This is a genomic window from Nocardia sp. NPDC058176 (genome assembly GCF_042883805.1).
Classification (GTDB): domain Bacteria; phylum Actinomycetota; class Actinomycetes; order Mycobacteriales; family Mycobacteriaceae; genus Nocardia.
The window spans coordinates 67,055-92,294 of the sequence record NZ_JBHVVA010000007.1; the positions used below are offsets into that span (position 1 = coordinate 67,055).

The 25,240-nt window shown below is 67.9% G+C and carries 20 protein-coding genes; 4 read left to right on the forward strand and 16 right to left on the reverse strand.

The window, feature by feature from the left end:
• Positions 1–129: 129 nt before the first annotated feature.
• The 12 genes from ACFVVM_RS28520 to infA form a co-directional block, all read right to left on the reverse strand.
• Positions 130–1,095, reverse strand: a complete 966-nt coding sequence (locus ACFVVM_RS28520) for a helix-turn-helix domain-containing protein (protein ID WP_387624507.1) — start codon at positions 1,093–1,095, stop codon at positions 130–132.
• Positions 1,096–1,101: 6 nt separating this feature from the next.
• A complete protein-coding gene (locus ACFVVM_RS28525) occupies positions 1,102–2,070 on the reverse strand; it encodes an AraC family transcriptional regulator (RefSeq protein ID WP_387624509.1) in 969 nt (322 codons plus the stop codon).
• Between the two features lie 92 nt (positions 2,071–2,162).
• Positions 2,163–3,095, reverse strand: coding sequence for a nitrilase-related carbon-nitrogen hydrolase (locus ACFVVM_RS28530; RefSeq protein ID WP_387624511.1), 933 nt, complete (start codon positions 3,093–3,095; stop codon positions 2,163–2,165).
• 109 nt (positions 3,096–3,204) lie between these two features.
• On the reverse strand, positions 3,205–4,149 hold the full coding sequence (locus ACFVVM_RS28535) for a helix-turn-helix domain-containing protein (protein WP_387624513.1): 945 nt from the start codon (positions 4,147–4,149) through the stop codon (positions 3,205–3,207).
• A gap of 290 nt (positions 4,150–4,439) precedes the next feature.
• Complete coding sequence (gene truA / locus ACFVVM_RS28540) at positions 4,440–5,285, reverse strand: tRNA pseudouridine(38-40) synthase TruA (RefSeq protein WP_387624516.1); 846 nt, start codon at positions 5,283–5,285, stop codon at positions 4,440–4,442.
• Positions 5,286–5,356: 71 nt separating this feature from the next.
• A complete protein-coding gene (rplQ, locus tag ACFVVM_RS28545) occupies positions 5,357–5,881 on the reverse strand; it encodes a 50S ribosomal protein L17 (protein ID WP_387624519.1) in 525 nt (174 codons plus the stop codon).
• Between the two features lie 45 nt (positions 5,882–5,926).
• Positions 5,927–6,985 (reverse strand): DNA-directed RNA polymerase subunit alpha, encoded by a 1,059-nt coding sequence (locus tag ACFVVM_RS28550; protein WP_387624522.1) that lies wholly within the window; start codon positions 6,983–6,985, stop codon positions 5,927–5,929.
• A gap of 91 nt (positions 6,986–7,076) precedes the next feature.
• Positions 7,077–7,682 (reverse strand): 30S ribosomal protein S4, encoded by a 606-nt coding sequence (gene rpsD, locus ACFVVM_RS28555; RefSeq protein ID WP_387624525.1) that lies wholly within the window; start codon positions 7,680–7,682, stop codon positions 7,077–7,079.
• Positions 7,683–7,704: 22 nt separating this feature from the next.
• The gene (gene rpsK / locus ACFVVM_RS28560) at positions 7,705–8,118 is read right to left on the reverse strand and encodes a 30S ribosomal protein S11 (protein ID WP_019045110.1); all 414 of its coding nucleotides are present in this window, start codon (positions 8,116–8,118) and stop codon (positions 7,705–7,707) included.
• A 9-nt stretch (positions 8,119–8,127) separates the two neighbouring features.
• Complete coding sequence (gene rpsM, locus ACFVVM_RS28565; protein WP_378598303.1) at positions 8,128–8,499, reverse strand: 30S ribosomal protein S13; 372 nt, start codon at positions 8,497–8,499, stop codon at positions 8,128–8,130.
• A 179-nt stretch (positions 8,500–8,678) separates the two neighbouring features.
• Complete coding sequence (gene rpmJ, locus ACFVVM_RS28570; RefSeq protein ID WP_011207363.1) at positions 8,679–8,792, reverse strand: 50S ribosomal protein L36; 114 nt, start codon at positions 8,790–8,792, stop codon at positions 8,679–8,681.
• Positions 8,793–8,941: 149 nt separating this feature from the next.
• Positions 8,942–9,163, reverse strand: coding sequence for a translation initiation factor IF-1 (gene infA / locus ACFVVM_RS28575; RefSeq protein WP_003418601.1), 222 nt, complete (start codon positions 9,161–9,163; stop codon positions 8,942–8,944).
• A 293-nt stretch (positions 9,164–9,456) separates the two neighbouring features.
• Between infA and ACFVVM_RS28580 the strand changes: the two genes are divergently transcribed.
• The gene (locus tag ACFVVM_RS28580; RefSeq protein WP_387624529.1) at positions 9,457–13,833 is read left to right on the forward strand and encodes an AAA family ATPase; all 4,377 of its coding nucleotides are present in this window, start codon (positions 9,457–9,459) and stop codon (positions 13,831–13,833) included.
• Positions 13,834–13,849: 16 nt separating this feature from the next.
• Here ACFVVM_RS28580 and ACFVVM_RS28585 read toward each other — a convergent pair whose 3' ends face one another.
• Complete coding sequence (locus ACFVVM_RS28585) at positions 13,850–14,350, reverse strand: DUF4254 domain-containing protein (RefSeq protein ID WP_387624532.1); 501 nt, start codon at positions 14,348–14,350, stop codon at positions 13,850–13,852.
• A gap of 173 nt (positions 14,351–14,523) precedes the next feature.
• Here ACFVVM_RS28585 and ACFVVM_RS28590 point away from each other — a divergent pair, with 173 nt between their 5' ends.
• Positions 14,524–15,333, forward strand: coding sequence for a GntR family transcriptional regulator (locus ACFVVM_RS28590; protein WP_387624535.1), 810 nt, complete (start codon positions 14,524–14,526; stop codon positions 15,331–15,333).
• Entirely contained in the window at positions 15,330–15,923 is a 594-nt protein-coding gene (locus tag ACFVVM_RS28595; protein WP_387624537.1) for a GNAT family N-acetyltransferase, read from the forward strand. Before ACFVVM_RS28590 ends, ACFVVM_RS28595 begins: the two co-directional genes overlap by 4 nt.
• Positions 15,924–16,131: 208 nt before the next feature.
• Here ACFVVM_RS28595 and eccCa read toward each other — a convergent pair whose 3' ends face one another.
• From eccCa to eccD, 3 genes are read right to left on the reverse strand one after another with little or no spacing between them, the layout of a single operon-like run.
• Positions 16,132–20,196: a type VII secretion protein EccCa gene (gene eccCa, locus ACFVVM_RS28600; protein ID WP_387624540.1), complete on the reverse strand. Its 4,065-nt coding sequence runs from the start codon at positions 20,194–20,196 to the stop codon at positions 16,132–16,134.
• 51 nt (positions 20,197–20,247) lie between these two features.
• Positions 20,248–21,651, reverse strand: a complete 1,404-nt coding sequence (mycP, locus tag ACFVVM_RS28605) for a type VII secretion-associated serine protease mycosin (protein ID WP_387624542.1) — start codon at positions 21,649–21,651, stop codon at positions 20,248–20,250.
• Complete coding sequence (gene eccD / locus ACFVVM_RS28610) at positions 21,648–23,144, reverse strand: type VII secretion integral membrane protein EccD (RefSeq protein WP_387624544.1); 1,497 nt, start codon at positions 23,142–23,144, stop codon at positions 21,648–21,650. The genes mycP and eccD overlap by 4 nt, the downstream gene beginning before the upstream one ends.
• A 231-nt stretch (positions 23,145–23,375) precedes the next feature.
• Between eccD and eccA the strand changes: the two genes are divergently transcribed.
• Positions 23,376–25,208: a type VII secretion AAA-ATPase EccA gene (eccA, locus tag ACFVVM_RS28615; RefSeq protein WP_387624547.1), complete on the forward strand. Its 1,833-nt coding sequence runs from the start codon at positions 23,376–23,378 to the stop codon at positions 25,206–25,208.
• Positions 25,209–25,240: the final 32 nt, after the last annotated feature.

Consider the following 25,240-nt stretch of genomic DNA (forward strand, 5'->3'; position numbering starts at 1 on the left):
CCGTCAGATTCCGCCACCGTAGCCCCTCCGGCATCGTCCAGAATAGCGGCGCCTGGAACCCTGCTCAATCCGACTACCAGCGAATACTCGCTGTGCGAAACACTTTTCGAGCACTGCAGCTGTTCACTGTCAGCCGAGGTGTGCCTGCCGGTACTCCCCCGGCGTCATTCCCGTCTCCTCATGGAACACCCGATAGAAATTGCGTTCCGAGGCGAAGCCCGAATCGAAGGCCACCGCCGCGGGGAGGTTCGAGCGATCGCGGGACAGCAGGATCTTTGCGTGCCGCACGCGCATTCGGCGCAGGGTGGTGTTGAGGGTTTCGCCGGTGCCGTCGAAGATCCGGAACAGCGTGCGCCGGGAGATGTGGCAGGCGTGCGCTACCTCGTCGACGGTCAGCTCCGGATCGGTGTAGTGGTCGCGCAGGAACGCCAGTACGCGCTCGCGATTGAGCGTGTCGGCGGGAACGTCGACCGGACGATCCCCGGCCGCCAGTGTGACCGCACTGCCGATGAGATCGAGCGCGCTGCCCGACAACACATCCGCCTGCTCGGGCGAGACATCCCGGATCCTGGCGAGATTGCGGAAGAACCCAGCGACCACACCTGCCGCGCTGGCGGCGGGCACCGTGATCGCCGTCGGGAACTCGACCTGTTCGAGTCCCGGTTGTTCGCGCAGCAGGCGGATCGGCACCTGTACCAGGACCATGCCGAAACTCGCGCCCTCGGTCCAGTTGTAGGGCCGTGAGGTGTCGAAGAAGGTCATCTCGCCGGGCAGGATCAGAGCCGAACGACCGTCCTGGTGCAGCCGCGCACGGCCCTGGGTCTGGATGCCCGCCAGCAGATAGTGCTCGTCGGACCGGGCGATATGGCTCTTGGAGCGGCGGAATTCCTGATTCCGGCCGGCGAGGACCGTCAGCCGGAAATCCTCCGTCCCGGCCAGCGAACTGGTGGTGACCCGGCCGTAGAAGGCCTGCTCGGCGTCGATGTCGACGGAGAGCGGAACATAGGTCTGCACCATCCGGTCTTCCCACTGTTCGCAGGCCTCGCTCCGACCTGTCGCCGAGGAGAGCTCCAGGGTCATCGGTTCGTTTGCCATGCGCGGTCAGCCTATGTGGGTCTGGCGGTACTCGCCGGGCGTCATTCCGGTCTCCTGGTGGAACACACGGTAGAAGTGGCGTTCGGAGGCGAAACCCGCATCGAAGGCGACGACGGCCGGCGGACGCGCACGGTCGCGGGCGAGCAGAATCTTCGCGTGCCGCACCCGCATTCGGCGCACGGTGGTGTTGAGACTGCCGCTGGTGTCGTCGAAGATCCGGAACAGCGTGCGCCGTGAGATGTGACAGGCATGGGCGACCTCGTCGACGGTCAGGTCGGGATCGGTGTAGTGATCACGCAGGTAGGTCATGACGTGTTCGCGGCTGAGCGAGTCGGCGGGCGTATCGATCGGACGCTCCCGTGCGGTGAGCAGAACCGCGGAACCGAACAGGTCGAGCGCGTTGCGCGCCAGCACATCCGCCTGGTCGGGCGACTCCTGGTGAATTCTCGCGAGATTGCAGAAGAACCCGGCGACCACCCCCGCCGCACTGGCCGCGGGCACGGTCACCGCGGTCGGCAACTCGAGCCGGCCCAGACCGGGACGCTCGCGCAGCAGCCGGATCGGCACCTGCACGACCACCTGCTCGAATTCCGAGCTACTCGCCCAGTTGTAGGGCTTGGACGTGTCGTAGAAGACCATGTCACCCGGGGCGAGGTGCGCCGACCTACCACCCTGCGTCAGACAGGCCTCTCCCCCGAAGTGGATGCTGGCCAGCAGAAACTCGTCGCTGGTCCGCGCGACCTGGGTCTTGGAGCGCCGGAATTCCTGATTGCTGCCCGCGACCGTCGTCAGACTGAATTCCTCCGGCGCCGCCAGCGGCGTCGTGGTGACCCGACCATAGAACGGCCGCTCGGGATGAAAGGAATCGATCGTGAGCGGAACATAGGTCTGCGACATCAGCGCTTCCCACTGCTCCCACTCCTCACTGCGGGCAGTCTTCGAAGAGAACTCGACCGTGGTCGGTTCGTGTGCCATGCGCGGCCAACCTCCGAAACAGCGACATCAGGCATAGCCGTCTCTACGGCATCAGCCGAGAATAGCGCTGAAAGGCCGGGTCGCGCAGGCGCTCAGGCCTCGGAATAGGTGGCGCGCACCGGTTCTCGGCGAGCGATGCGGCCGGCGGGTACCCGGAACGCGGGCGAGCGGTCGAGCCGGGAGGTGGGGCGGGCGGGGGTGATCTCGAGGTCGGCGAACAGCAGGCCCTCGGCGCCTTCGGGCAGTGGTGTGGCGAGTTCGAGGCCGCTGGGGCCGAAGATCCGGGAGACGCCGCCGCCGCTGCGCAGGAGCCTGCGGTCGGGCACCCTGGCGTCGACCACTTCCCAGCCCGCCACCGGCACCACGGCGACCGGGGCGAGGACGTGGGCGGCGCTGTCCATCGCGTAGCGCACGCTCGCCGCGGTGGTGAGTTCGAGGCCGGAGTCCTTGTCCTCGCCGTAGGACACGGTGAACCCCGACCAGGCCGCGATGTGGATCTGCTCGCGTTCCTCCTGCAGTCGTCCCCGTTCGGCGGGGCGCAGATGGTCAGCACCGCCGAGGACGCCGATCCGGCCGAGCGCGGTGTCGCGCACCAGGGCGGTGCCCTCGGCGGTGCTGAACACCGTCTGCTCGAGGCCGGTCGGTTCGGCCTTGCGGGCGGTCACGATCGAGCCCGCCGGGTCGATCAGGGCCTGGGACATGAACACCTCGCGCCCCGCGCGCTCGGCGAAACCGAGCGAGACGTGCACTCCCTTGCGCCGGGCGGCGTAGACGATCGCCCTGAGCTCGGCACCGTCGGTGGTCATCGCGTTGGCCAGGTACCTGGCCAGGAACTCCTCACCCCAGTCCACCGAATTCAGCCACATCCACCACGGAAACCCTGGCAGGAAGGTCTCCGGGAATGCCACCAGCTCCGCGCCACCGGCCGCCGCGTCCTCGATGAATCCAATGGTCTGCTCGACTCCGGCCGACAGGTTCAGCCACTTGGGCTCGGCCTGTACCGCGGCAACGCGTACCCGACTCATCGTGTCCCCTTGTCGCTCATATCCGTGAAATGTGTTCAGTTCACTCTCTCGCAGAAAGCGGCGACTCAAACTGTCAAACCGTGCCAGCCGACTGACCGTCTGTGCCAGATCAGGCACTGAATCGGCGGAACTCCCCGGCGGGCGCCGCGCCCTGCCGGTACTCACCGGGGGTCATACCCGTTTCCACCCGGAAGGCACGGAAGAAGTGCCGTTCGGAGGAAAATCCCGCCGCGACCCCGATCGATGCCGTCGAGCGGGTGGGGTCGCCGACCAGCATCGATTGCGCGCGTTCGACCCGCATCCGGCGCAGCACGGTGCTCAGGCCCTCGCCCACCTCGTCGAACAGGCGATAGAGGCTGCGCCGCGAGACCAGGCACGCCCGGGCGATCTCGTCGACCGTGAGCGCCGGATCGGTACATCGGGCCCGCATGAAGGTGAGCACCTGTTCCCGCGTGAGAGTCTGCGCGGGTTGGCCGACCGGGAGTTCGCCCGCGGCCAGCTTCACCGCGGAGGCGAACAGGGCGACCCCGCTGTCGGCCAGCACGCTCGCCCGTGTCGGTGCCGCTTGGGTGACCCTGGCCAGATCACGGAAGAACCCGGCGACCACCCCGCCCGCGCTGTCGGCCGCCACGGTGACGGCGGTCGGCAAGGTGGTGTTCTCGCCACCCAATTGCTCACGAACCGCGTCCAGTGGCGCCATCACGATCACCTGCGTGCAGGAATCGTCGATGTCCCACTGGTAGGGCCGCGTGGTGTCGTAGAAGACCATCTCACCCGGTCGCACGGCCGCGATCCGGTCATCCTGGCGGAGGACGCCGAAGCCCTCGGTGAGGACGGAGGCCACCCAGAACTCGCCATCGGTTCTGGCGATGCCACTTCTGGTGCGCCGAATGCGCTGGGAACTCACGCTGATGGTCGACAGGTCGAAGCCGGGCAGTCGCTCGCGCTGGATCTCGCCGTGACACGGCCGCCCCCGATCCGGGTCAACCACCAGCGGGACATAGCTCTCCGACAGGAATGACTCCCAGCGTGCCAAGGATTCACTTTCCCCCACACCAACCACCTCGCTCCCCATACGAACCGATCAGCAAACAACGGGCGTCGCACGAATCATTGGGCGCGCCTGGCCGCCGAGCCTGCCAGATTCCCCGATTCGTTTCCACCTAATGCTTCCAAGTGGAATGGTCCACCTTCATCAATTCTTCAACTAGCACCGGCGATCACGGTATTGACCGCCAGGTACCCACACGCGTCGGTAAACATAATGTGATGCACATCACTTCTGCTTACCGTGGGGGAGACTCTACGCCGCAGCCGCTTCCGCCGCGAGCAACAACGCGGTATTCACTCGCCGCAGCAGCCCTCGGACGCGGGGACGGTCCGAACCTCTCGGGTCTGCGCGTTGCGCGCCGCCAGATCGGCGTCGGCGGGATAGTCGACCGCGATCAGGCTCAGGCCGTGCGCGGGCGCGACGGTCACCGAGCTCGACCGCTGGGTCTCGGTGAGCAGGCTCGCCACCCACTCCGGTGACCGCCTGCCCTCGCCGACGGCGAGCACCGCGCCGACCAGGCTGCGCACCATCGACCAGCAGAACGCGTCGGCGCTGACATGGGCAGTGAGCAGATCGCCCTCGCGCTCCCAGTCGAAACGCTGCAATTCGCGCACCGTGGTCGCGCCCTCGCGGCGGCGGCAGAACGCGGCGAAGTCGTGCAGCCCCAACAGGTTTCGCGAGGCCGCGCGCATGGCGTCGAGGTCGACGCCCGGCTTGCAGGCCACCACGCTGCGCGCCCGCAGCGGGTCAGCGCCGTAGGGGGCGGTGGTGAGCCGGTAGGCGTAGTGGCGGCGCATCGCCGAGAAGCGCGCGTCGAAGTCGGCGGGAACCGGGCGGATATCGGTGATCCGCACATCCTTGGGCAGGAACCTGGCCATCCGATGCAGCAGCCTGGCCGGGTCGAGTTCGGCGGTGGTGTCGAAGTGCGCGACCTGGCCCTCCGCGTGCACGCCCGCATCGGTGCGCCCGGCGACGGTCAGCACGATGGGCGCGCGGAACACCTTCGACAGCGACTCCTCCAGCACCCCCTGCACGGTGCGCAACCCCGGCTGACGCGCCCAGCCGGTGAAATCGGTGCCGTCATAGCTGATCCCGAGCCGCACCCGGATCGACTCTCGCTCGGTGCCGATCTCGTCCATCGATTCCTCCCGGATGAATGAACCGAGCCCGCCACCCACACGGGGTGACGGGCTCGGCCGAACTCCTGAGATCAGGCGTCCTTCTTGTCCTCGGTGACCTCGGCGGTCTCGTCGGCGGCCGGAGCCTCGGCGACGACCTCTTCGGTCTTCTCCTCGACGACCTCGGCGGCCGGAGCGGCCTCTTCGGTCTTCTGCGAAGCGGCGACGCGACGAGCCCGATCGGCCTCGTTGGTCACGGTCTTCTCGCGGACGAGCTCGATGACGGCCATCGGCGCGTTGTCACCCTTGCGCGGCAGCGCCTTGGTGATGCGGGTGTAGCCGCCATCGCGACCCTCGAAGGAGGGGCCGATCTCCGCGAACAGGGCGTGCACGACGTCCTTGTTGCGGATGACCTTCAGCACCTCGCGACGGTCGGCGAGGGTGCCGCCCTTCGCCTTGGTGATGATCTTCTCGGCGTAGGGGCGAACCGCCTTGGCCTTGGACTCGGTGGTCGTGATACGACCGTGCTCGAAGAGCGCCGTGGCCAGATTGGCGAAGATCGCCTTCTGGTGCGACGCCGACCCGCCGAAGCGGGCACCCTTCTTGGGCTTGGGCATTGGATTCTCCTTGTGAAAGGCTGCGCCGGGGTGCCCCCCTGCGGCCTAGAGCTGTTCGGTCTCGGCGTAGTCCTGCTCGCCACCGTCGGTATCACTGAACGTGCCGCTGTCGCTCCACGTTCCGGTGCTCGCGTCGTAACCCACCACGGAGGACGGGTCGAACGACGCCGGGCTGTCCTTGAGCGAGAGGCCGAGCGCGTGGAGCTTGACCTTCACCTCGTCGATGGACTTCTGGCCGAAGTTGCGGATGTCGAGCAGATCCGACTCGGTACGGGCGACGAGCTCGCCCACCGTGTGCACACCCTCGCGCTTGAGGCAGTTGTAGGACCGGACGGTGAGGTCCAGATCCTCGATCGGCAGCCCGAAGGAGGCGATGTGATCCGCCTCGGCCGGGCTGGGGCCGATCTCGATGCCCTCGGCTTCGACGTTGAGCTCACGGGCCAGCCCGAAGAGCTCGACCAGGGTCTTACCGGCCGAAGCCAGCGCGTCCCGGGCCGTGATGGAGTTCTTGGTCTCCACGTCGAGGATGAGACGGTCGAAGTCGGTGCGCTGCTCGACACGGGTGGCCTCGACCTTGTAGGTCACCTTGAGCACCGGGGAGTAGATCGAATCCACCGGGATCCGGCCGATTTCCGCACCGGTCGCCTTGTTCTGCACGGCGGGCACGTAACCGCGGCCCCGCTCGACGACGAGCTCGATCTCGAGCTTGCCCTTGTCGTTCAGGGTGGCGATGTGCATGTCCGGGTTGTGCACGATGACACCGGCAGGCGGCACGATGTCACCAGCGGTGACGGTGCCGGGGCCCTGCTTGCGCACGTACATGGTGACCGGCTCGTCCTCTTCGGAGGACACGACCAGACCCTTGAGATTCAGGATGATGTCGGTGACATCCTCCTTCACGCCGGGAACGGTGGTGAACTCGTGCAGGACGCCGTCGATGCGGATGCTCGTGACCGCGGCCCCCGGGATCGAGGACAGCAGGGTACGACGCAGCGAGTTGCCGAGGGTGTAACCGAAGCCCGGCTCGAGCGGTTCGATGGTGAACTTCGAGCGGTTCTCGGCAACGACCTCTTCGGTCAGTGTCGGACGCTGGGAAATCAGCATGAGGATCTACTTCCTGTTCAGGGCGTCCGCTATTTGACGCCTGGTCAGTGATTGCGGGGGCCGTCGTGTGAACGACCCCCACCAAAAGCGATTACTTCGAGTAGTACTCGACGATGAGCTGTTCCTGCAGCGGCACATCGATCTGCGCGCGCTCGGGCAGCTGGTGCACCAGGATGCGCAGGCGGCCGGGGACGACCTGCAGCCAACCGGGGACCGGACGGTCGCCGACGGTCTCGCGCGCCACCTGGAACGGCAGCGTCGGCAGCGACTTCTCCTTGACATCGATGATGTCGTACTGGGAGACCTGGTAGCTGGGGACGTCCACCTTGACACCGTTGACGATGAAGTGACCGTGGCTGACCAGCTGACGGGCCTGACGACGGGTACGAGCCAGACCGGCGCGGTACACGACGTTGTCCAGACGAGCCTCGAGCAGGCGGAGCAGGTTGTCGCCGGTCTTACCCTTGAGGCGGTTGGCCTCTTCGTAGTAGCGACGGAACTGCTTCTCCATGACGCCGTAGGAGAAGCGAGCCTTCTGCTTCTCCTGCAGCTGCATCAGGTACTCGGATTCCTTGATCCGCGCGCGGCCGTGCTGGCCGGGCGGGTAAGGACGACGCTCGAACGCCTGGTCGCCTCCGACGAGGTCGACGCGCAGACGACGCGACTTGCGGGTGATGGGGCCTGTATAACGTGCCATTTGTTATCTGTTCCTTTCCCGCTTAGACGCGACGCCGCTTGGGCGGACGGCAGCCGTTGTGCGGCTGCGGGGTGACATCGGAGATCGAGCCCACTTCCAGGCCTGCGGCCTGCAGCGAACGGATCGCGGTCTCGCGGCCCGAACCCGGGCCCTTCACGAACACGTCGACCTTCTTGACACCGTTCTCCTGCGCCTTGCGGGCAGCGTTCTCGGCGGCGAGCTGCGCGGCGAACGGGGTGCTCTTACGCGAACCCTTGAAGCCGACGTGGCCCGACGACGCCCACGAGATGACATTGCCCTCGGGGTCGGTGATCGAGACGATGGTGTTGTTGAACGTGCTCTTGATGTGCGCGTGGCCGTGCGGGATGTTCTTCTTATCCCGGCGACGCGACTTCTGAGTCTTCTTCGGGCCAGCGGCCCGGCTCTTCGGAGGCATACGCTATCCCTACTTCTTCTTGCCGGCGACGGTCTTCTTCGGACCCTTGCGCGTACGCGCGTTGGTCTTGGTGCGCTGACCACGAACGGGCAGGCCACGACGGTGGCGGATGCCCTGGTAGCAGCCGATCTCGATCTTGCGGCGAATATCGGCCTGAACCTCGCGGCGCAGGTCACCTTCGACCTTGTAGTCCGAGGCCTCGATGTAATCGCGAAGCTTCGACAGGTCGTCGTCGCTCAGATCCTTCGAGCGCAGATCGGGGCTCACGCCCGTCTCGGCCAGGATCTGGGTGGCGCGGGTGCGCCCGATTCCGAAAATGTAGGTCAGCGCGATCTCCATGCGCTTTTCGCGCGGGAGATCGACGCCCATCAGACGTGCCATGTGGCAGGTTCCTTAATGGTTGCGGAGGTCTGCTCCCTGTCCGTCCCCCCGTCTTTCTGGTGGGGGCACCGGCCTCCGTGCCGGTGGTTGGCGCGCACAAGTACGTGCGTGCTGGAGCTGGGAGTTCTTCTTTTTCGGTCAGTCCGATCAGACGATCGGTGCCCGGTGGTGAGGCTTGCTCAGCCCTGACGCTGCTTGTGGCGCAGGTTGTCGCAGATCACCATGACCCGACCGTGACGGCGGATCACCTTGCACTTCTCGCAGATCTTCTTGACGCTCGGCTGAACCTTCACGTCCGTCCAATCTTTTCTTGGTTCACGAAGGTCTCGTGAACACAGTTTTTCCCCAGCCGACGACTGGGGAAGTCTTGTTGCGCGTTCCGGGCGGACCCGGAACACCATGCGACGTCGCGTGCCCTCGGGCTCGCGACGTCAGGCAGGTCTCACTTGTAGCGGTAGACGATCCGGCCGCGGGAGAGGTCGTAGGGCGACAGCTCGACGACCACACGGTCTTCCGGAAGGATGCGAATGTAGTGCTGCCGCATCTTTCCGCTGATGTGCGCGAGAACCTTGTGACCGTTCTCGAGCTCGATCCGGAACATCGCATTGGGCAGCGGCTCGACAACTCGACCCTCGACCTCGATGGCCCCGTCTTTCTTCGCCATATCCTCCGCGATCCCGGTTATGCTCAACCTTGAAGTGGATTACCTCATAGCTGCTCACTCGCAGGCCCGACGGACTCGTCGGTATGCATGCGAACAGTCGGCGCATAGGTGCACCGCCGCTCAAGCTTACCGGGCCGGGTGTCCAGAGGCAAAAATGCCCCGAACCGTACACCCGGACCGGCCGTCTCGCCCGCCCGGACCACCCGCCACGACCCCGGGGTTGTCGCGTAAACTCACCGGCGTCCAGAAGTGGGTCGAGCAGATCGGGGGACCCTGGTGAGCGGAGCGCACCGGTGAGCCGCAGCAACGAGAGCCTTCCCATGTTGCCGCCGTGGCTGTCGGAGAGCGAAGTCACTCAGGTCGGTTACGAGGCTCCGGTCGAGAACCTGCCCCAGGACGACGAGATCGACGAGGCACCCAAACGCCGCCGCTTCATGGGCCGTGGCGGTGGTGACGATGGTCGTAAGGACAAGCGCCGGGGCAAGCGCAAGGACAAGCAGGCCGACGAGGCCGCGGCCGAGAGCGCCCCCGCGCAGTCCGGCGGCGACTGGTCGACCGGTACACCCGAAGCCGCCCCTCGCCCTGGTCCGCAGGGTCCCGGTTGGCAGCAGTCGGGCCCGAACACGGGCACTCCGGCGAACGATGCCGCGCCGTGGCAAGGCGGCAGCACCGCGGCGAACGACGCCGCACCTTGGCAGAGCGGCAGCACTCCGGCGAACGACGCCGCACCTTGGCAGGGCGGCGGCACCTCGGCGAACGGCCCCGCACCTTGGGAAGGCGGCGCCAACTCCGGCAGCCCCGCACCTTGGGAAGGCGGCGCCAACTCCGGCAGCCCCGCACCTTGGCAGGGCGGCCCGTCGGCGAACGACCGCGCTCCCTGGGACAACAGCCTCCCGCCACAGCCAGGTCCCGCGCCGACAGCGAACGACCACCTGCCACGAGAAGGCGGCCCGACCCCACCGCAGGGCTCGCCCGCATCACAGGGCGGCCCGTGGCAGAGCGGCGTCAACCCGCATCCCACGCCGACCACCGGCGATCAGCCACTGCAGAACACTCACGCGAACCCGCAGACGGGGCCAGCCCCGGCCCCCGGCCAGACACCTTGGGAAAGCGGTGCGCCCCCCGCACGGACCAGTCCTGCCCCGACCACCGGCGATCACGCACTGCGGGACACCCATGCGACCCCGCAGTCGAGCACCAGCGGCCAGGCCCCATGGGAAAGCGGCGCGACCCCCGCACGGACCGGCCCCGCCCCGACCACCGGCGATCACGCACTGCGGGACACCCATGCGACCCCGCAGTCGAGCATCGGCGGCCACGCACCTTGGGAAGGCGGCGCGACTGCGTCCGGTCCCACCGCGGGCGAGCACGCACCTCGACAGGGCGCGCCCACACCGGGACAGCCCGGTACACCGTGGGAGAGCGGTCAGATCGGCGCGCCCGGTCAGCCTCCGACCGGTACGCCGTCGCCCGCTCAGCGTGGTCCGGCTCCCGTCGGCCCCGGCACGATGCCGCCCGCACAGCTCGGTCCCGCGGCCGGCGGCCAGGTGCCGCCGCAGTCCGGCGCACCGGCGGCCGAGGCATCCGCAGGCACCGGCCTGCCCACCCGCAGGCCGGGCCCGCCCTCGACCGGCTTCACTCCCCTCGGCCCAACCCGCCGCCCCGACCTGCCACCCCCACCGCCCCTCCCGGACCCGCCCACCCCGAGCGAGCCCGCACAGTCCCCCGAGCCACAACGCCAGGCCCCACCCCGCCTGACGGCACCAGCCGACCCCACTGCTGCTCCCCCACAGCAGGTTTCTCCGCGCCCCACACCGGAGCGCCCCGAAACCGCTGCCCCCGAGCCGATCTCCGCTCCCCCGAGCGAGACTGCCCACCCGTCGACCCCGATCTCCGCTCCCTCGAGCGAGACCGCCCGCCCGTCGACTCCAGGCCCCCGCCACTCAGCCCCAGAGCAGCCGACCCCCGATGCGAACGCCCCCGCCGACGCGTCGAGCCCGAGCTCCTCGCCCGCACAGGCCGCAACGTCAGCACAGCTGGGCACCGATCCGGCAACCGCCGAATCCACCGGTGCGCCGAACGCCCCCACCGCCGCGGCACCCGCTGACTCCGAAGTCAGCGCTCCCGCCACCGACTCGGCCCCCCGTGGGACAGTCCCCGGCACAACGACATCCGCCATCAACGGCCGCCCGGACACTGCGGCACCGCAATCCGGTACGCCGGACACGAACAGCGGGACCGCCCCCACGGCAACTGCCCAGACCGGGACACCCCGCACCGCCCCCACGCCCCAGCAACACTCACCTTCCGCAGACGCCTCCGCTACCTCCGCACTGTCGGACGCCGATGGCGCATCCACCACCGGCACCTCCACACCGCGGGAGCACTCCACCTCGACAGGCGACCCCGCCCACAGCACGGGCCGCCGGGCAGCCAGGTCCAACGCCGAGGAGTCGACCCCAGCGGGAAGCGCGCACGGTCAACCCGGTGCCGCGGATCAGTCCGCCCTGGGCACCGGCCACCAGGCAACCGCTTCTGCCATCGGAGCTCAGACGCCCCGACCGGATACCGGCAGCTCCGCACTGAGCGGGGCCAACGCGCCCGGTACTCCCGCGAGCCACGGCGGCCAAGGTTCTGGTCGTCCGGGTGCGTCCGCGAGCGGCGCACCCTCCGTTCCGGGGCAGAACAACACCGCCGACGCGCAGAGCATCGACCCCTCCGCGGGATCGGCGGACGCACGCGGCACGCGACCCCAGCCGTCGGCCGATCCTCGATCCCCGCACGGCGCGGGAGGATTCGCGCCGGAGCACGCTTCGCCCTACGGGTCCGGGGCTGCTCCGCAGGGGCAGCGGGCGCCGAGCAGCGCATCGCCGTACGCCTCTGGTGACAGCGCTCAGACGCCCGCGTATCCGGCGACGCCGCGGTACGACGCGATCCCGGGCGACCCCGCCGAGGGCCGGACCGAGGTGTTCCGGTCGGATGATCCGCGCGTCCAGGCCGCTCAGCACCGGGCGCCCGCGAGCGATCCCGGCCCCGCGAACGGACCGGTCGGCTTCGATCCGTCCCGGCCGGGTAGCGGGCAGCACGCGCAAACCGGTTATCGCTCCGGCGAATTCGCGCAGCCGACCGACCCGGCGCAGCAGCATGCCGCAGCGCAGCAGCAGCGGACCGGCGACGCCCTCACCCAACGACCCGATAGTGGATCGGCGGACCCGAACGCCCCCTATCAGCGCAACGACGGCCAGCCGTTCCAGCGGCCGGACGGCGTCGCCCCGCAACAGTTCCAGCCGGACAACCCTGCAGCGCAACAGTTCCGCCCGGATGGCACCCCGACACACCTGTTCCCACCGGCCGACGGCCCCGCGGGCCAGCCCGATGGCGCCATCGGCCAACCATTCCGGCCGGATGGCTCCCCGGCACAGCAGTTCTCTCAGACCGAAAGCCCCGTCGGCCAGCCCTATCAGCAGCCCGACGGTGCCGTAGGCCAACCGTTCCAGCGGCCGGACGGCACTGCAGCGCAGCAATTCCGCCCGGATGGCAGCCCCGCGCAGCAGTTCCCCCAGGCCGACGGCGCTTCGGGCCAGCCCTACCAGCAGCCCGACGGTACCTTCGCCCAGCCGAACCAGCGACCCGATGGCCCCTGGGCGCAGAACTCCGGAGCTCCGGCGCAGCAGTACCAGCAGCCCGGTCAACAGGCTCCCGGCCAACCGCCCGCGAACCAAGGTCAGTGGGGTGCGGGATACCAGCCGCCCTCACTCGACAATGTCCCCGTCAAGCGGGCCAAGAAGACGCCGGGCAGTGGCTGGCGTAAAGCGGTGCACCATGTTTCGGGTGGCGCGATCAACCCGGGTATGTCCGCGGAGGAGCGGCGCCTGCAGGAACTGGTGGCGCGCATCCGCCAGCCCGTGCGCGGTGACTACCGGATCGCGGTGCTCTCGCTCAAGGGCGGTGTCGGCAAGACGACGACCACCACCGGTCTGGGCTCCATCTTCGCCTCGATCCGTGGCGACCGGGTGATCGCGGTCGACGCCAACCCCGACTTCGGCACCCTGTCCCAGCGCGTGGCGCTGCAGACCCGATCCACCGTGCGCGACCTGCTGCTCGATCCGTCGATCGAGCGCTACTCCGATGTGCGCAGGCACACCTCGCAGAGTTCGAGCCGCCTGGAAGTGCTTGCCAGCGAACGGGATCCGGCCGCGTCCGAGTCGTTCAACGACGAGGAATACCGGGCGGTGGCCCGCATCCTGCAGCGGTTCTACAACATCATCCTCACCGACTGCGGCACCGGCCTGATGCACTCGGCGATGAGCGGCGTGCTCGACCTGGCGCATTCGCTGGTGCTGATCTCCTCGGCGGCGATCGACGGCGCGCGCAGCGCCGCGGCCACCCTGGACTGGCTGTCGCTGCACGGGCACGACCACCTGGTCCGCAATGCGGTGGTGGTGATCAATCTGCCGCGCGAGGGTTCACCGAATGTCGGCGTCCAGCAGCTGCGCGAGTACTTCCTCTCGCGCTGCCGCGCCGTGCACATCATCCCCTATGACGAGCATCTGTCCGAGGGCGCCGAGATCGACCTGCACCGCCTGCACAAGACGACCAAGCGCGCCTACGTGGAGCTGGCCGCGACGGTGGCCGACGAATTCAGCGTGCGCCACCACCGGTTCGGCTGAGGCCCGGCGGCGCCCTTCACCACTCGGGGAGCCGCCTGCGCCCGGCGACCACGTCGCGCACCAGGTCGTCGTAGGCGTCGGCGAGTTCGGCGAGGTGATGCCAGGCGCAGTGCAGCATCTCGTCGTTGGCGGGCATGGTCATCAGGGCGTGGTGGGCGCGCACCGAGGACTCGGCGAGCCGGTCGATGACCGCGCCGATGGTCTCGGTGTGCAGGGTGGCGCCGAGCCGGTGCTGGGGCACTCCGCGCAGTACCCAGTCGTCGATCGCGAGCACGAGTTCACTTCGGCGGCAATCGGTCTCCCGCATGACCACGGGATCGGTGTCGACGAATCCGCCGCGCCCGACGACCCGCTTCTCGTGCAGAACCGCCAGATCGCGCGCGAACCACAGCAGAGGTCCGCCGACCACACGGTGGCCGCGACACGCCCGGACGAGGAGATCGGAGAGCGGCAGCAGACCCGTGCTCGCCGGTGGCCCGGCGGGATCGACACACCGCAGTGTGTCGGGGAAAGCCATTACGACCGTTGAACTCTCCGAACCAGCCACGTTGCCTCGCCGTCATCGCCGCACAGCACCGGATCAGGACGTTCATTACAATAAACCTCGCAAGCTTCCTGTCAAGCATTACTCGGCCGTAGGTAACCCAGACGAGTACACTTCGTTACCTGCACGACCTACCGAGGAGCATGATGGCGGACGGTCCGACCTACCTCCGGATCGCGAACCTCCTCCGCGAGGAGATCCGCGCGGGCACGTGGAAACCGGCCGACCGGCTGCCCAGCCATTCCGAGCTGGCCGAGCAGATGCAGGTCTCGATCACCACCGCGCGCAACGCGATTCAGGTGCTGGTCGCCGAAAACCTGGTCTACACAGCGACTTCCCGCGGGACCATCGTGCGAAACCAGGAAGTGCTGGAATCGGTGGTCACCGACCACATCCGCCGCGATCGCCCCCGGTCCTCGCACGACATCTTCGAGGAGATCGCGCGCTCGGCGAATCGGGAACCGTCCAAGGAATTCAGCACCAAGATGGAACCCGCCGACGCGCAGGTCGCGCACTGGCTCGGCGTGCCGGTCGACTCCTGGGTGCTCGCCCGCACCGTGGTGCAGCACCTCGACAACGAACCGTGGTCGTGGGAGGTGAGTTTCTACCCACGCGATCTCGCCGAGGCGGCAGGCATCGACTCGCCGCACGACATCCCCGAGGGCACCACCCGTCGCCTGGCCGACCGCGGCTACGGCGAGACCGCGCACCGCGACACCGTGCTGGCCCGCGCCGCCACCGCGGCCGAAGCCGCCGTCCTCGGCGTCGCCACCGGCACCGTCCTGCTCGACCACCTGCGCATCGGCGCCAATCACGAACGGGTCACCCGGGCGACCCGGCATCGGTCCCTGGCCGGCCGCAACCGGCTGGCCTACCAACTCGGCGACGCGACGGGCACCGACGTCATCGCCCGAACCCTCGGCATCGCGACCGGGCCTGCCGTCGCCTTGCCATGACGGTGTGCATACGTCCGGCCACCCTGGGTGACCTGGCGCTGATCTGCCGACTGCGCGTGCAGCGCACCTCCTGGCTGACCGCACGCGGCTCCGACCAGTGGACCGTCGCCGGTCGCGGCCGCGCGATCGAGACCTTCGCCGCCGCCGTCGGCCGGGCACTGGACCGTGGCGAGACCTGGATCGCCGAGGTCGAAGGCGAACCGGCGGGCACGATCACCGTCAACCACCGCGCCGACCCCGACCTCTGGTCACCGTGGGAACTGGCCGAATCCGTCATCGTCCACTTCATGATCGTCGACCTGCGCTTCGCCGGCCGAAAGGTCGGCCACCACATGCTCGCCCACGCCGCCGACCTCGCCACCCGCAAACACCGCCCCTGGGTCCGCCTCGACGCCTGGACCACCAACACCGACCTGCACGACTACTACCGCCGCGAGGGCTTCGTCCTGGCCCGCATCGCGGGCCCCGTCGCCAGCGGCCCGTCAAGGGCCCTGTTCGAACGCCCGACGAGCAGCTGGCCACCGCGACTACCGCCCCGCCGCACCGGCACCACCCACCGCTCAGTCTCCGCGGCCTTACTACGGGATTGAGTCACCGTCTCCACCACAGACTTCCCACACTCGCAGCCCCGCACATCCCGACCTCGAGGAGGGATCGCCGACGCAGTCGGCGGTTCGCGCCCGTCCCGACGATCAGGCGCCGTGGCGTAGGCGACGAAGGAGCAAGCCACGGTGCCTGATCGTCGGGACCTCCAGGGGCGCGAACTCGAGCGCGCCAGCGCTCCAACAAACACAGCGCTCAAACCAACACAGGCAGATCCGCGATGTGCACCATCTCCGTACCCTGGCTGCGCGAGACCAACGTGCCACGCCCCGGCGGCATCTTGCTCGGACGTACTTCGCCGATGAGCTTGCCCTCGTCGCGCGAACCACTCATGATCAGCGCCTGCACCGACATGTTCTTCATGGCGCCGAGGATCGGGTCGTAGAGGGCACGGGAGGCGCCGCCGATCCGCCGGGCGATGATGAGGTGCATGCCGATGTCGCGGGCCTGGGGCAGGTATTCCAGCAGCGGGGCGAAGGGGTTGCTCGAGCCCGTGACGACCATGTCGTAATCGTCGACCACGACATAGATCTCCGGACCCGTCCACCAACTGCGATCGCGGAGTTGCTGCTGGGTGATGTCGGCGCCGGGCAATCGTTTGGACAGGTAGCCCGCGACCTCGGCGATCATCGGCCCACACGTCTGCGATGACGTGGAGTAGCCGGCGAGTTGGTCACCTTCGAGCACGCCGAGCATCGTGCGCCGGTAGTCGACGAGGATCATCCGCGCCTCGTCGACGGTCGACTGTTCGGCGATGCCCATCACGATATTGCGCAGCAGCGTTGTCTTGCCGCACTCCACGTCGGCGAATGCCATCAAGTGCGGCTCGGTCGCGAAATCCAAGACCAGCGGCTGCAATTCGGACTCACCGAGGCCGACGACCACCCGGTTGTGATCGAGCTCGATGTCGGCGGCGCGCGCGGCGGCGAGCACCTGCTCGCGCGGGAACCTCAGCGGCAGCATACGTACCTCGGGTGCGCGGCGGCCGGGGTACAGCTCTTCCAGCTCGGTGCGGGCCCGGTGGGCACCGTCGGCCAGGGTCTGCGGATCGGAATCGGAGTCCAACCTGGGCAGGGCGATGAGCATGTGCAGCTGATCCGGTGTCATACCGCGACCGGGCCTACCGACCGGCACCTGGTGAGCGGTACGCCTGCCCATCTCCGAGTCCGAAGGGTCACCGAGGCGCAGCTCCAGGCGGGTGCCGATCTGGTCCTTGACCACGGGACGGATCTCCGCCCACCGGGACGCGCCGATGATGAGGTGGATGCCGAAGGACAGCCCCTGGGCGGCGATCGCGTTGATCGCCCCTTCGAGCATGTCGAACTCTTCGCGGATCACCAGCCAACCGTCGATCACGAGGAACACATCGCCGAAGCGATCCGCGGCCAGTCGCGGGTCACCGCCTTCGTGGCCCGCTCCGCCGAACTTGCGACGCCGGAACTCGGCCATGGATTCGATGCCGAGTTCGGCGAAGCGCTCTTCGCGCTGACGCAGGAGGGTGGTGAGCTCGGCGATGGTGCGGCGCACGCGATCGCCGTCGAGTCGACCGGCCACCGAGCCGACGTGCGGCACGCCGGCGAGTCCGGCCATACTGCCGCCGCCGAAGTCGAGGCAGTAGAACTGCACCTGTTCGGGAGTATGGGTCGCGGCGGCGGCCAGCACGATCGTGCGCATCGTCGTCGACTTGCCCGATTGTGGACCACCGACGACAGCGATATTGCCCTGTGCCCCGGCGAGATTGGTGGTGAGCACGTCACGGCGCTGCTCATAGGGCTTGTCGATGACACCGATGGGCATCCACAGCTGACCGTGCCGATTCACCGGTGAACGCCAGTCGGGATCGGGCAGCAGCATGTCGACGGTGGGCGATTCCTCCAGCGGCGGCAGCCACACTTCGTGGGCGGGGCGGCCGTGTCCGGTGAGTCGCTTCACCACCACGTCGAGCAGGCTGTCGGGGATTCCCTCTTCACCACCTGCCGCGGCGCCTGCGGCCGACGGTGGCGGCGGGAGTTCGAGCCGAGGATCCAGGCCAAGGGGTGCGGCATCGCCTGCGGGTTCGATGTCGGGCTGTTCCGGCAGCTCCACCGGACCAGCGGTGAACACGGCAAGGCGCTGGCCGACCACGGGAGTTCCGTCCTCGGTGACCGGTCCGCCCTTGGGTGCCTCGTACTGACCGGAGACGTAGCTCGCGGTGAATCGCAGGGGCTCGGAGGCATCGCTCTTGAGGTAGCCGGAACCGGGCACGCTCGGCAGGTGGTAGGCATCGGTGATGCCGAGGACCGCACGAGATTCGTTGGCGGAGAAGGTGCGCAAGCCGATCCGATAGGACAGATGCGATTCCAGGCCGCGCAGTTTGTTCTCTTCCAACCGCTGCGAGGCCAACAGCAGGTGCACGTGCAGCGAGCGGCCCAGCCGGCCGATCATCACGAACAGCTCGGCGAAATCAGGCTTCTGCGAGAGCAATTCGGAGAACTCGTCGACCACCACGAACAACGCGGGCAGTGGGTCGAGCGGAACGCCCGCGGCGCGGGCCTTTTCGTAGTCGTTGACATTGGCGTAGTTGCCCGCCGAGCGCAGCAGTTCCTGACGACGGTTCAGCTCGCCGGCCAGCGCGTCCTTCATCCGATCGACCAACGACAGTTCGTCCTCGAGGTTGGTGATGACCGCCGCGACGTGCGGGAGCGAATCGAGCCCGAGGAAGGTGGCGCCGCCCTTGAAGTCGACGAGTACCAGGTTCAAAGCATCCGGTGAATGCGTGGTCACCATCGAAAGTACCAGCGTGCGAAGGAATTCCGATTTGCCCGAACCGGTCGCGCCGATGCAGAGACCGTGGGGTCCCATCCCGTTCTCGGCCGATTCCTTGATATCGATCTCGACCGGATTGCCGTCGGGAGTGATACCGATCGGCACCCGCAGCCGCTCGCGCGCGGTCCGCGGCCGCCACACTCGCGACGGATCGATCTGGGCGGCATCGGGGATCTTCAGCAACGCCATCAGACCGGGGTCGGCGGCGCTGCCCTCCCCCAGGCTGACGATCTGCGCCGCGGTGGCCAGCCGATATCTGGCCAGCGAGCGGGCGAAGGATTCGGATTCGGCGACGCTCACGGTGTCGGCGGTGGCGAACTTCTCGACTCCGGCGGCGCTGCGCGCCGAGACCTCCCCGGCGGCGGCGACCAGTTGCAGACCGCGCCGGGCGGCCAGGCCGTTCTCGGGCGCGGTGAGATCGAGGACGGTGACCGAATCGAGGCCGGATTCGCTGATCAACCGTTCACTGCCACTGACGTAGCCGTCGTCGATGATCACGACCAGATGCACTCTGCCCGGCGTCGGCTGCGGATTGCGCATGAAGCGGCCGCGTTCCATCAGTTCGGCGCCCAGCGCGGTCTCCAGCTCGCCGAGCGAGGTGTACAGCATTCTGGCCGTGCCCATGCCGTCGCGCTGGTTCGGATGCTGCAGGTGTGGAAGCCATTTCGCCCAGGCCCACGGGCCGTCGGGGTCGGCGCACACGATGGCGACGGCCAGGTGGTCGGGACCGTGAAAGGTGACCAGCTCCATCAGCATCGAGCGCACCAGCATTCGCGAATCCTCTTGCGGACCCGCGATGTTGATGGCGGGAAACGCCCGTAAGGAGACCGCGGTCGGCAGTTGGTGCACCACGGAATGGGTACGCACGAATCGACGCAACGCCACGGTCGAGACGGGTTCGAGGTCTTCGAGGGGACCGGTCTCCGGGCGAGCCAGCTTGGTGGCGAGGCGATGGCTGCCCACGCCGACGCGGACGTGCCCGAAGTCGGGGTCGTTCGGCCTGCGTTCCCACATCCGGCGGCCACCGATCAACGACGGCAGATCGGCGGGTTCGGGATGACTCCAGCCCAGGGTCTCCCACTGCTTGCCACCCGTGCGGCGCACATCTTTTCGGACCTGGTCCAGATAGCGGAAGTAGTCCTTGCGCTCTTCGTTGAGCTCGACGGCGCGTTTGCCGCCACCGCCGCGCATGCCGGTCATCATGCCCGCCATCGACATGATCATCATCATCGGGAACATCATCGACATCGGGTTCGCCAGCAGATTGCGGCCCATGGTGGCCATCATCGCGATCATGCCGACCACGGCGACGATCATGATCACCGGCATGATTTTCATCATCAGCGGCGCGGGCAGTGCCCGTGGCACCTCGGGCGGCGCGGTGAGCGCCACTTCGCCACCCGGCGCACGCGGTGGCGCGATCCGTGGGCGACGGACGAATCCTTCGGTAGCCATGGTTCCCTCTATCGATCTTCGAGCGGGTGAATCTTCCTCGCGTGGTTCAGATCACGGATCGAGGTCGACGGGTGCCCGTTTTCGGCGGAATGGATAGGCGAGCCCGAGCCCGATCGCCAGGCCACCGAGCACGACGGTCGTCCCGATCACCGCGACTCGGCGGGCGCGTGGATCGGGCCCCGGTGGGAATACCGGCGCCGCAACCGGGTGCGGGACATCGGCGCCGACCGCGATGGGTTGATCCGGTAGCTGCGCGGTGAGTGCGGCGAGCGGATCGATCAGACCGTGTCCGATGCCGTCGTCGTGACCGCTACCCGGTGCGTGCGCGGTCCGGGTGATCCGGTCCATCACCTGCTGGGCGGTCAGGTCGGGGAAACGCGAACGCACCAGCGCCGCCAGACCCGCCACATAGGGCGCGGCGAAGCTCGTTCCCTCGATGGGACGCACGCCCTCGTTGGTCTGCACGCCGTCGACCAGCCCGACGCCACCCGGTTTGCTGTCCAGCGACACGATGTTGCGGCCGATGGCAGCGACACTGACCCACGGCCCGCGCAGCGACAGCTCGGAGACCTTGCCGTCGGCGTCCACCGAGCCGACGCTCAGCACATAGGGCGCGAACCAGGCGGGACTGGCGATCGTGCTGACCGACGACCATCCGGGCACCTTGTTCTGTTCCTTGCAGGCACCGTCGGTCTGTACATTTCCCGCCGCCGCGACCACCACCACATTGCGTTCGTAGGCATACTTCACCGCCGCGCCGAGGGATGCGTCTGCACTGCCGGAACCCGCTGGGCTGCAGGCGACTTCGGAAATATTGATCACCGTGGCGCCCATGTCGACCGCACGAACGACGGCGGCGGCGAGGGTGAGCACACTGCCGTATCCGTCGTTGCTGATCTCGCCCGGTTCCTGACCGCCCTGCTTGTCGACCGCCTCGAAGGTGAGGCTGAGCTGTCGAATCGACAGGATCCGCGCGTCGGGCGCCACGCCGACGAACGCGTCGTCGGGACTCGGCTTGGCGCCGATGATGCCCGCGACCAGCGTGCCGTGCCCGTCACAGTCTTCGGTGCCGTCGGAGCCGGAGACGTAATCACCGCCCGCTTCCAGGTCGGGCAAGCGGGGATGCCGTTGAACGCCGGTATCGATCACCGCAACCTTCTGGCCCGCGCCCCGGCTGAACTTCCACGCCGAGGCGAGGTTGAGAACCTGCTGGGAAATGGGCGGTTCCGAGGGCGCCGACCCGGTCAGCAGCGGCTCGGCGCACAGCGCCGACGGCTCGGTCGGTTCCAGCGGGGCCGGGCGCCCGCTGAGCGCCTGCGCCGTGCCGAGTGCGCCCGGATCGATCTGTGGTGGTCCGATGGCGCCGGCCGGACCACCAAGGCCCATTCCGGCACCCAGCACGGCCGTGGCACAGACCACGCGGATGACCCGTCGGCCGAAGTCGCTGCCGCTCATATGTTTCTGGCCATGGAGTACACCCCCATGATCCACAGTACGAGCGGTATCAGGGAGATGATGAGGATGTACTCGAAGATCTCGATGGCACGCCTGGTCACCGGGGTGACTTCGATCTGGGGGCCGATGACACCGAATCCCACTGTCCCCGCGGCGAAGGCGAGCAGGATGCCGATGGCGACGATATCGGCATCGGTGTCACTGGAAGCCATTCCGACGACCAGCGCGACGAACGCCACGCAGCCGCCCGCGATCAGGGTGGCCGCCTGGGTGAGGTCGGCGAAGGAGCGACCGCGCAGGCACAGGATGATGGCTGTCGCGATGGCGAGCACAATGCCCTGCCAGCGGGGCGAACCGAGTGGATCGGCGGCACCGAAGGCACCGAAAGCCGCGGTGATCGCGCACGCGATGATCAGCCCGGACTGGTACTGGTTGGCCGCGCGCGCACGCTCGCCGAGGCCGCTGGCCGAGGGCAGTGCCGTGGCACCGATCGCGCCGATGCCCTCGATCGTCGGACGTGGTTCGTGATCGGCCGGATCGATCGCCGCGCCCGCGGTGGGCACCGGCGGAACCGGCAGCCGGGCGAGCAGCGCGGCGATGCGCGGCACCATCGACAGAATCGTGATGCCCGCCACCAACAGTCCCGCCGAGATCTTGGGCAGCGCGGGATGCCAGATGAGGTAGACCACGCCGACCACACAGGCGACGATGCCGAGGGCGGCCGCTGCGGTGAACAGTGTCGCCCCGCTCGCGGTCACCCGATATCCGACGACCGCGACGACAACCGTCACGGCCGCGCCGAGCAGCAGGTTCGGTCCACCGAGCGAACCCGGCACGAACAGTGCCGCACCACCGAACAACAACAGCAGCGCGTTCAGTGACAACCAATCTGCGGTCACGAAGTCCTGATACTTGCGCGAAGAGATGCCCGCGACCGCGAGGGCCAGCATGCCGAGGCCACTGAGGGCGAAGGCGGGGGCGAGCGGATCACCGTGCGCACGCGAGATCGCCAGCAACACGAGCACGGTCAGCACGGTGAGCGTGGCGGCGACCAGGCCCATCCAGCGGGCGGCCTTGCCGGTCCAGCCGTGGAATTCCTCGGTGGTCAGGCGCGAGACCGCGTCGATGACGTCGTCGAAGAGCGCGGGCGCTTCCTTGGCCGACACCGAACGCAGCACCAGCAGTTCACCGTCGTAGACCTCGGCCTCGGTGAGCGTGCGGCTCGGCGCGATGGCGTCGCGGCCGAGTCGGGCCAAGGTCCAATGCCTGGCCTGCACGGCGGCCGAATCTTCCTCGCCCTCGATGGGAGCGGGGTTGCGTGAATTGATCAGCTCGACCAGGTCACCGATGAATCCAGCGATCGGCACGGTCGCGGGCAGACCAACGTCCACCTGTGTGTTCCCGCCGATCACCGACACCCGACACAGGTCGGGTTCGGCGATTCGTGAGCTGGTCGCCGGTGCCTCGATCACGAGGTTCGCCCTCCCGACCACGAAGTGCCGTTCGACCGTTGGATCCCGAAATACCGCACTCGGCGGAACACCCCCTGAGTGAACAACTCTCGCACCAGCGCAGATCTCTCACACGTAGAAGACACTTGCGTTGCAACCTCTCGGCAGCTGAACCTAATGTAACGGACAGACCAGGCCCCCGCAGATCGGTAGTCTGGGTAACAAGCGCAACGCTGCACATTCCGCTACCAAGACTTCGGGGACTCGACAGTAATGACCGGCAACCGCCAAGCTCAGCGCGCATTCGACGCCGGAATCCTGTCACTGGGCCTGTCCATCGAGGGACAGGAATCCGCGCGCGACGTCGAGTACGCGAAACTCGCCTTCCAACGCGCCACCGAGTGGGATCCCACCATGTGCGACGCGTGGCTCGGCCGCGCCGCCGCGGGCGAATCGACCAAGGAAGTCTTGTTCAACCTGTACAAGACCGCGCCGACCAGCCTCTATCGCGAGCAACGCCGGCTCGGTTTGGCCCCAAGGGCATTGGCGGGCCGCTTCCTGCCCGGCCTCTACATCGATTACCCGCTGGCCGGCTACACCGAGATCGCACTGGCCTGGGCCGCGCACCTGATCGCGGACAAGGAGTACGACGAGGCCGAGCGCGCACTCGACGAGCTCGCCACCCATCGAGCGGGACTCGCGTCGGATCCCGACCGCGAGGCCGACAACCGGATCAGCGCGTACATCCGCGGAGTGCTGCACTACAACACCCAGCGCTGGCCCGATGTGATGACCGTGCTCGCCGGCTCGGCCGAGTGGGACGATCCGTATCTCGCGGCGGGCGCGCACGTGATGGTCGGCACCGCATGCGCCCAGCTCGGCCTGTTCGGCGAGGCCATCCGGCGGATGCAGGCCGCCGAGAACGGGCCGATTCCGATGGCTCGTTCCACCGCGATGTTCTGTCGTGGCCTGTGCTTGCGCGAGACCGGCAGCGAGGACGAGGCGCAGTCGCTGTTCGAGAAGGTCTATTCGCAGGCACCGGATTTCGGTGCCAACACCGCCGCAATGCGTGATCGCACGTATCGCATCACGGTCACCAGCCGCGAATCGATCGACGCCCGCACCGACAAGTGGGATCCCGAATCCGCACCGTCGCTACAGCAACTCGAGCAGGCCGAGTCCGAGGACCGGGCGAAGAAGGTATTGGCCGAGGCGCGCGCCGAGCTCGACAGCCAGATCGGCCTCACCTCGGTGAAGACCCAGGTGGCCAAGTTGCAGTCGTCGGCACAGCTGGCCAAGATCCGCGCCGAGAAGGGCCTCGCCAGCGCCGCCCGCGGTCAGCACCTGGCCTTCACCGGACCGCCTGGCACCGGCAAGACCACCATCGCCCGGGTGGTGGCCAAGATCTATTGCGGTGTCGGACTGCTGAAGACCGACAAGGTGGTCGAGGCCAAGCGCGTCGACTTCGTCAGCCAGAACCTCGGTGGCACCGCCATCAAGACCGAGAAACTGATCGATACGGCGATGGACGGTGTGCTGTTCATCGACGAGGCGTACACCCTGATCCAGACCGGGCTCTCCGGCGGTGACGCCTTCGGTCGCGAAGCGGTGGACACCCTGCTGGCCAGGATGGAGAACGATCGCGATCGACTGGTGGTGATCATCGCCGGATACGACGGTGAGATAGACCGCCTGCTCACCGCCAACGACGGTCTGGCATCACGATTTTCGAAGCGTCTGCAGTTCCCTTCCTACACCCCCGAGGAACTCGGGCAGATCGGTCTGGTGATCGCGAGCAAGCGGGACTCCGAACTGTCCGACGACGCGGCGGCGCTGCTGGTCGAGGCCTGCGCGCACCTGTACGCGCACGAGAGCACCGATCAGAGCGGTCAACCGCGACGTGGGGTCGACCTCGCCGGTAACGGCCGCTTCATTCGCAATGTCATCGAAGCCGCGGAGGAGGAGCGCGAATTCCGGCTCGCCAACGATGACTCGATCGACCTGTCCACCGTCGACGAGTCGGTGCTGATGCGGATCGAGGAACCCGATATGCGGACCGCGCTGTCCGGGTTGCTCAGCACATTGAATGTGAACTGGCCCGCCTGATCTCACCACCGCGAATCCAGCACCGGCGCACC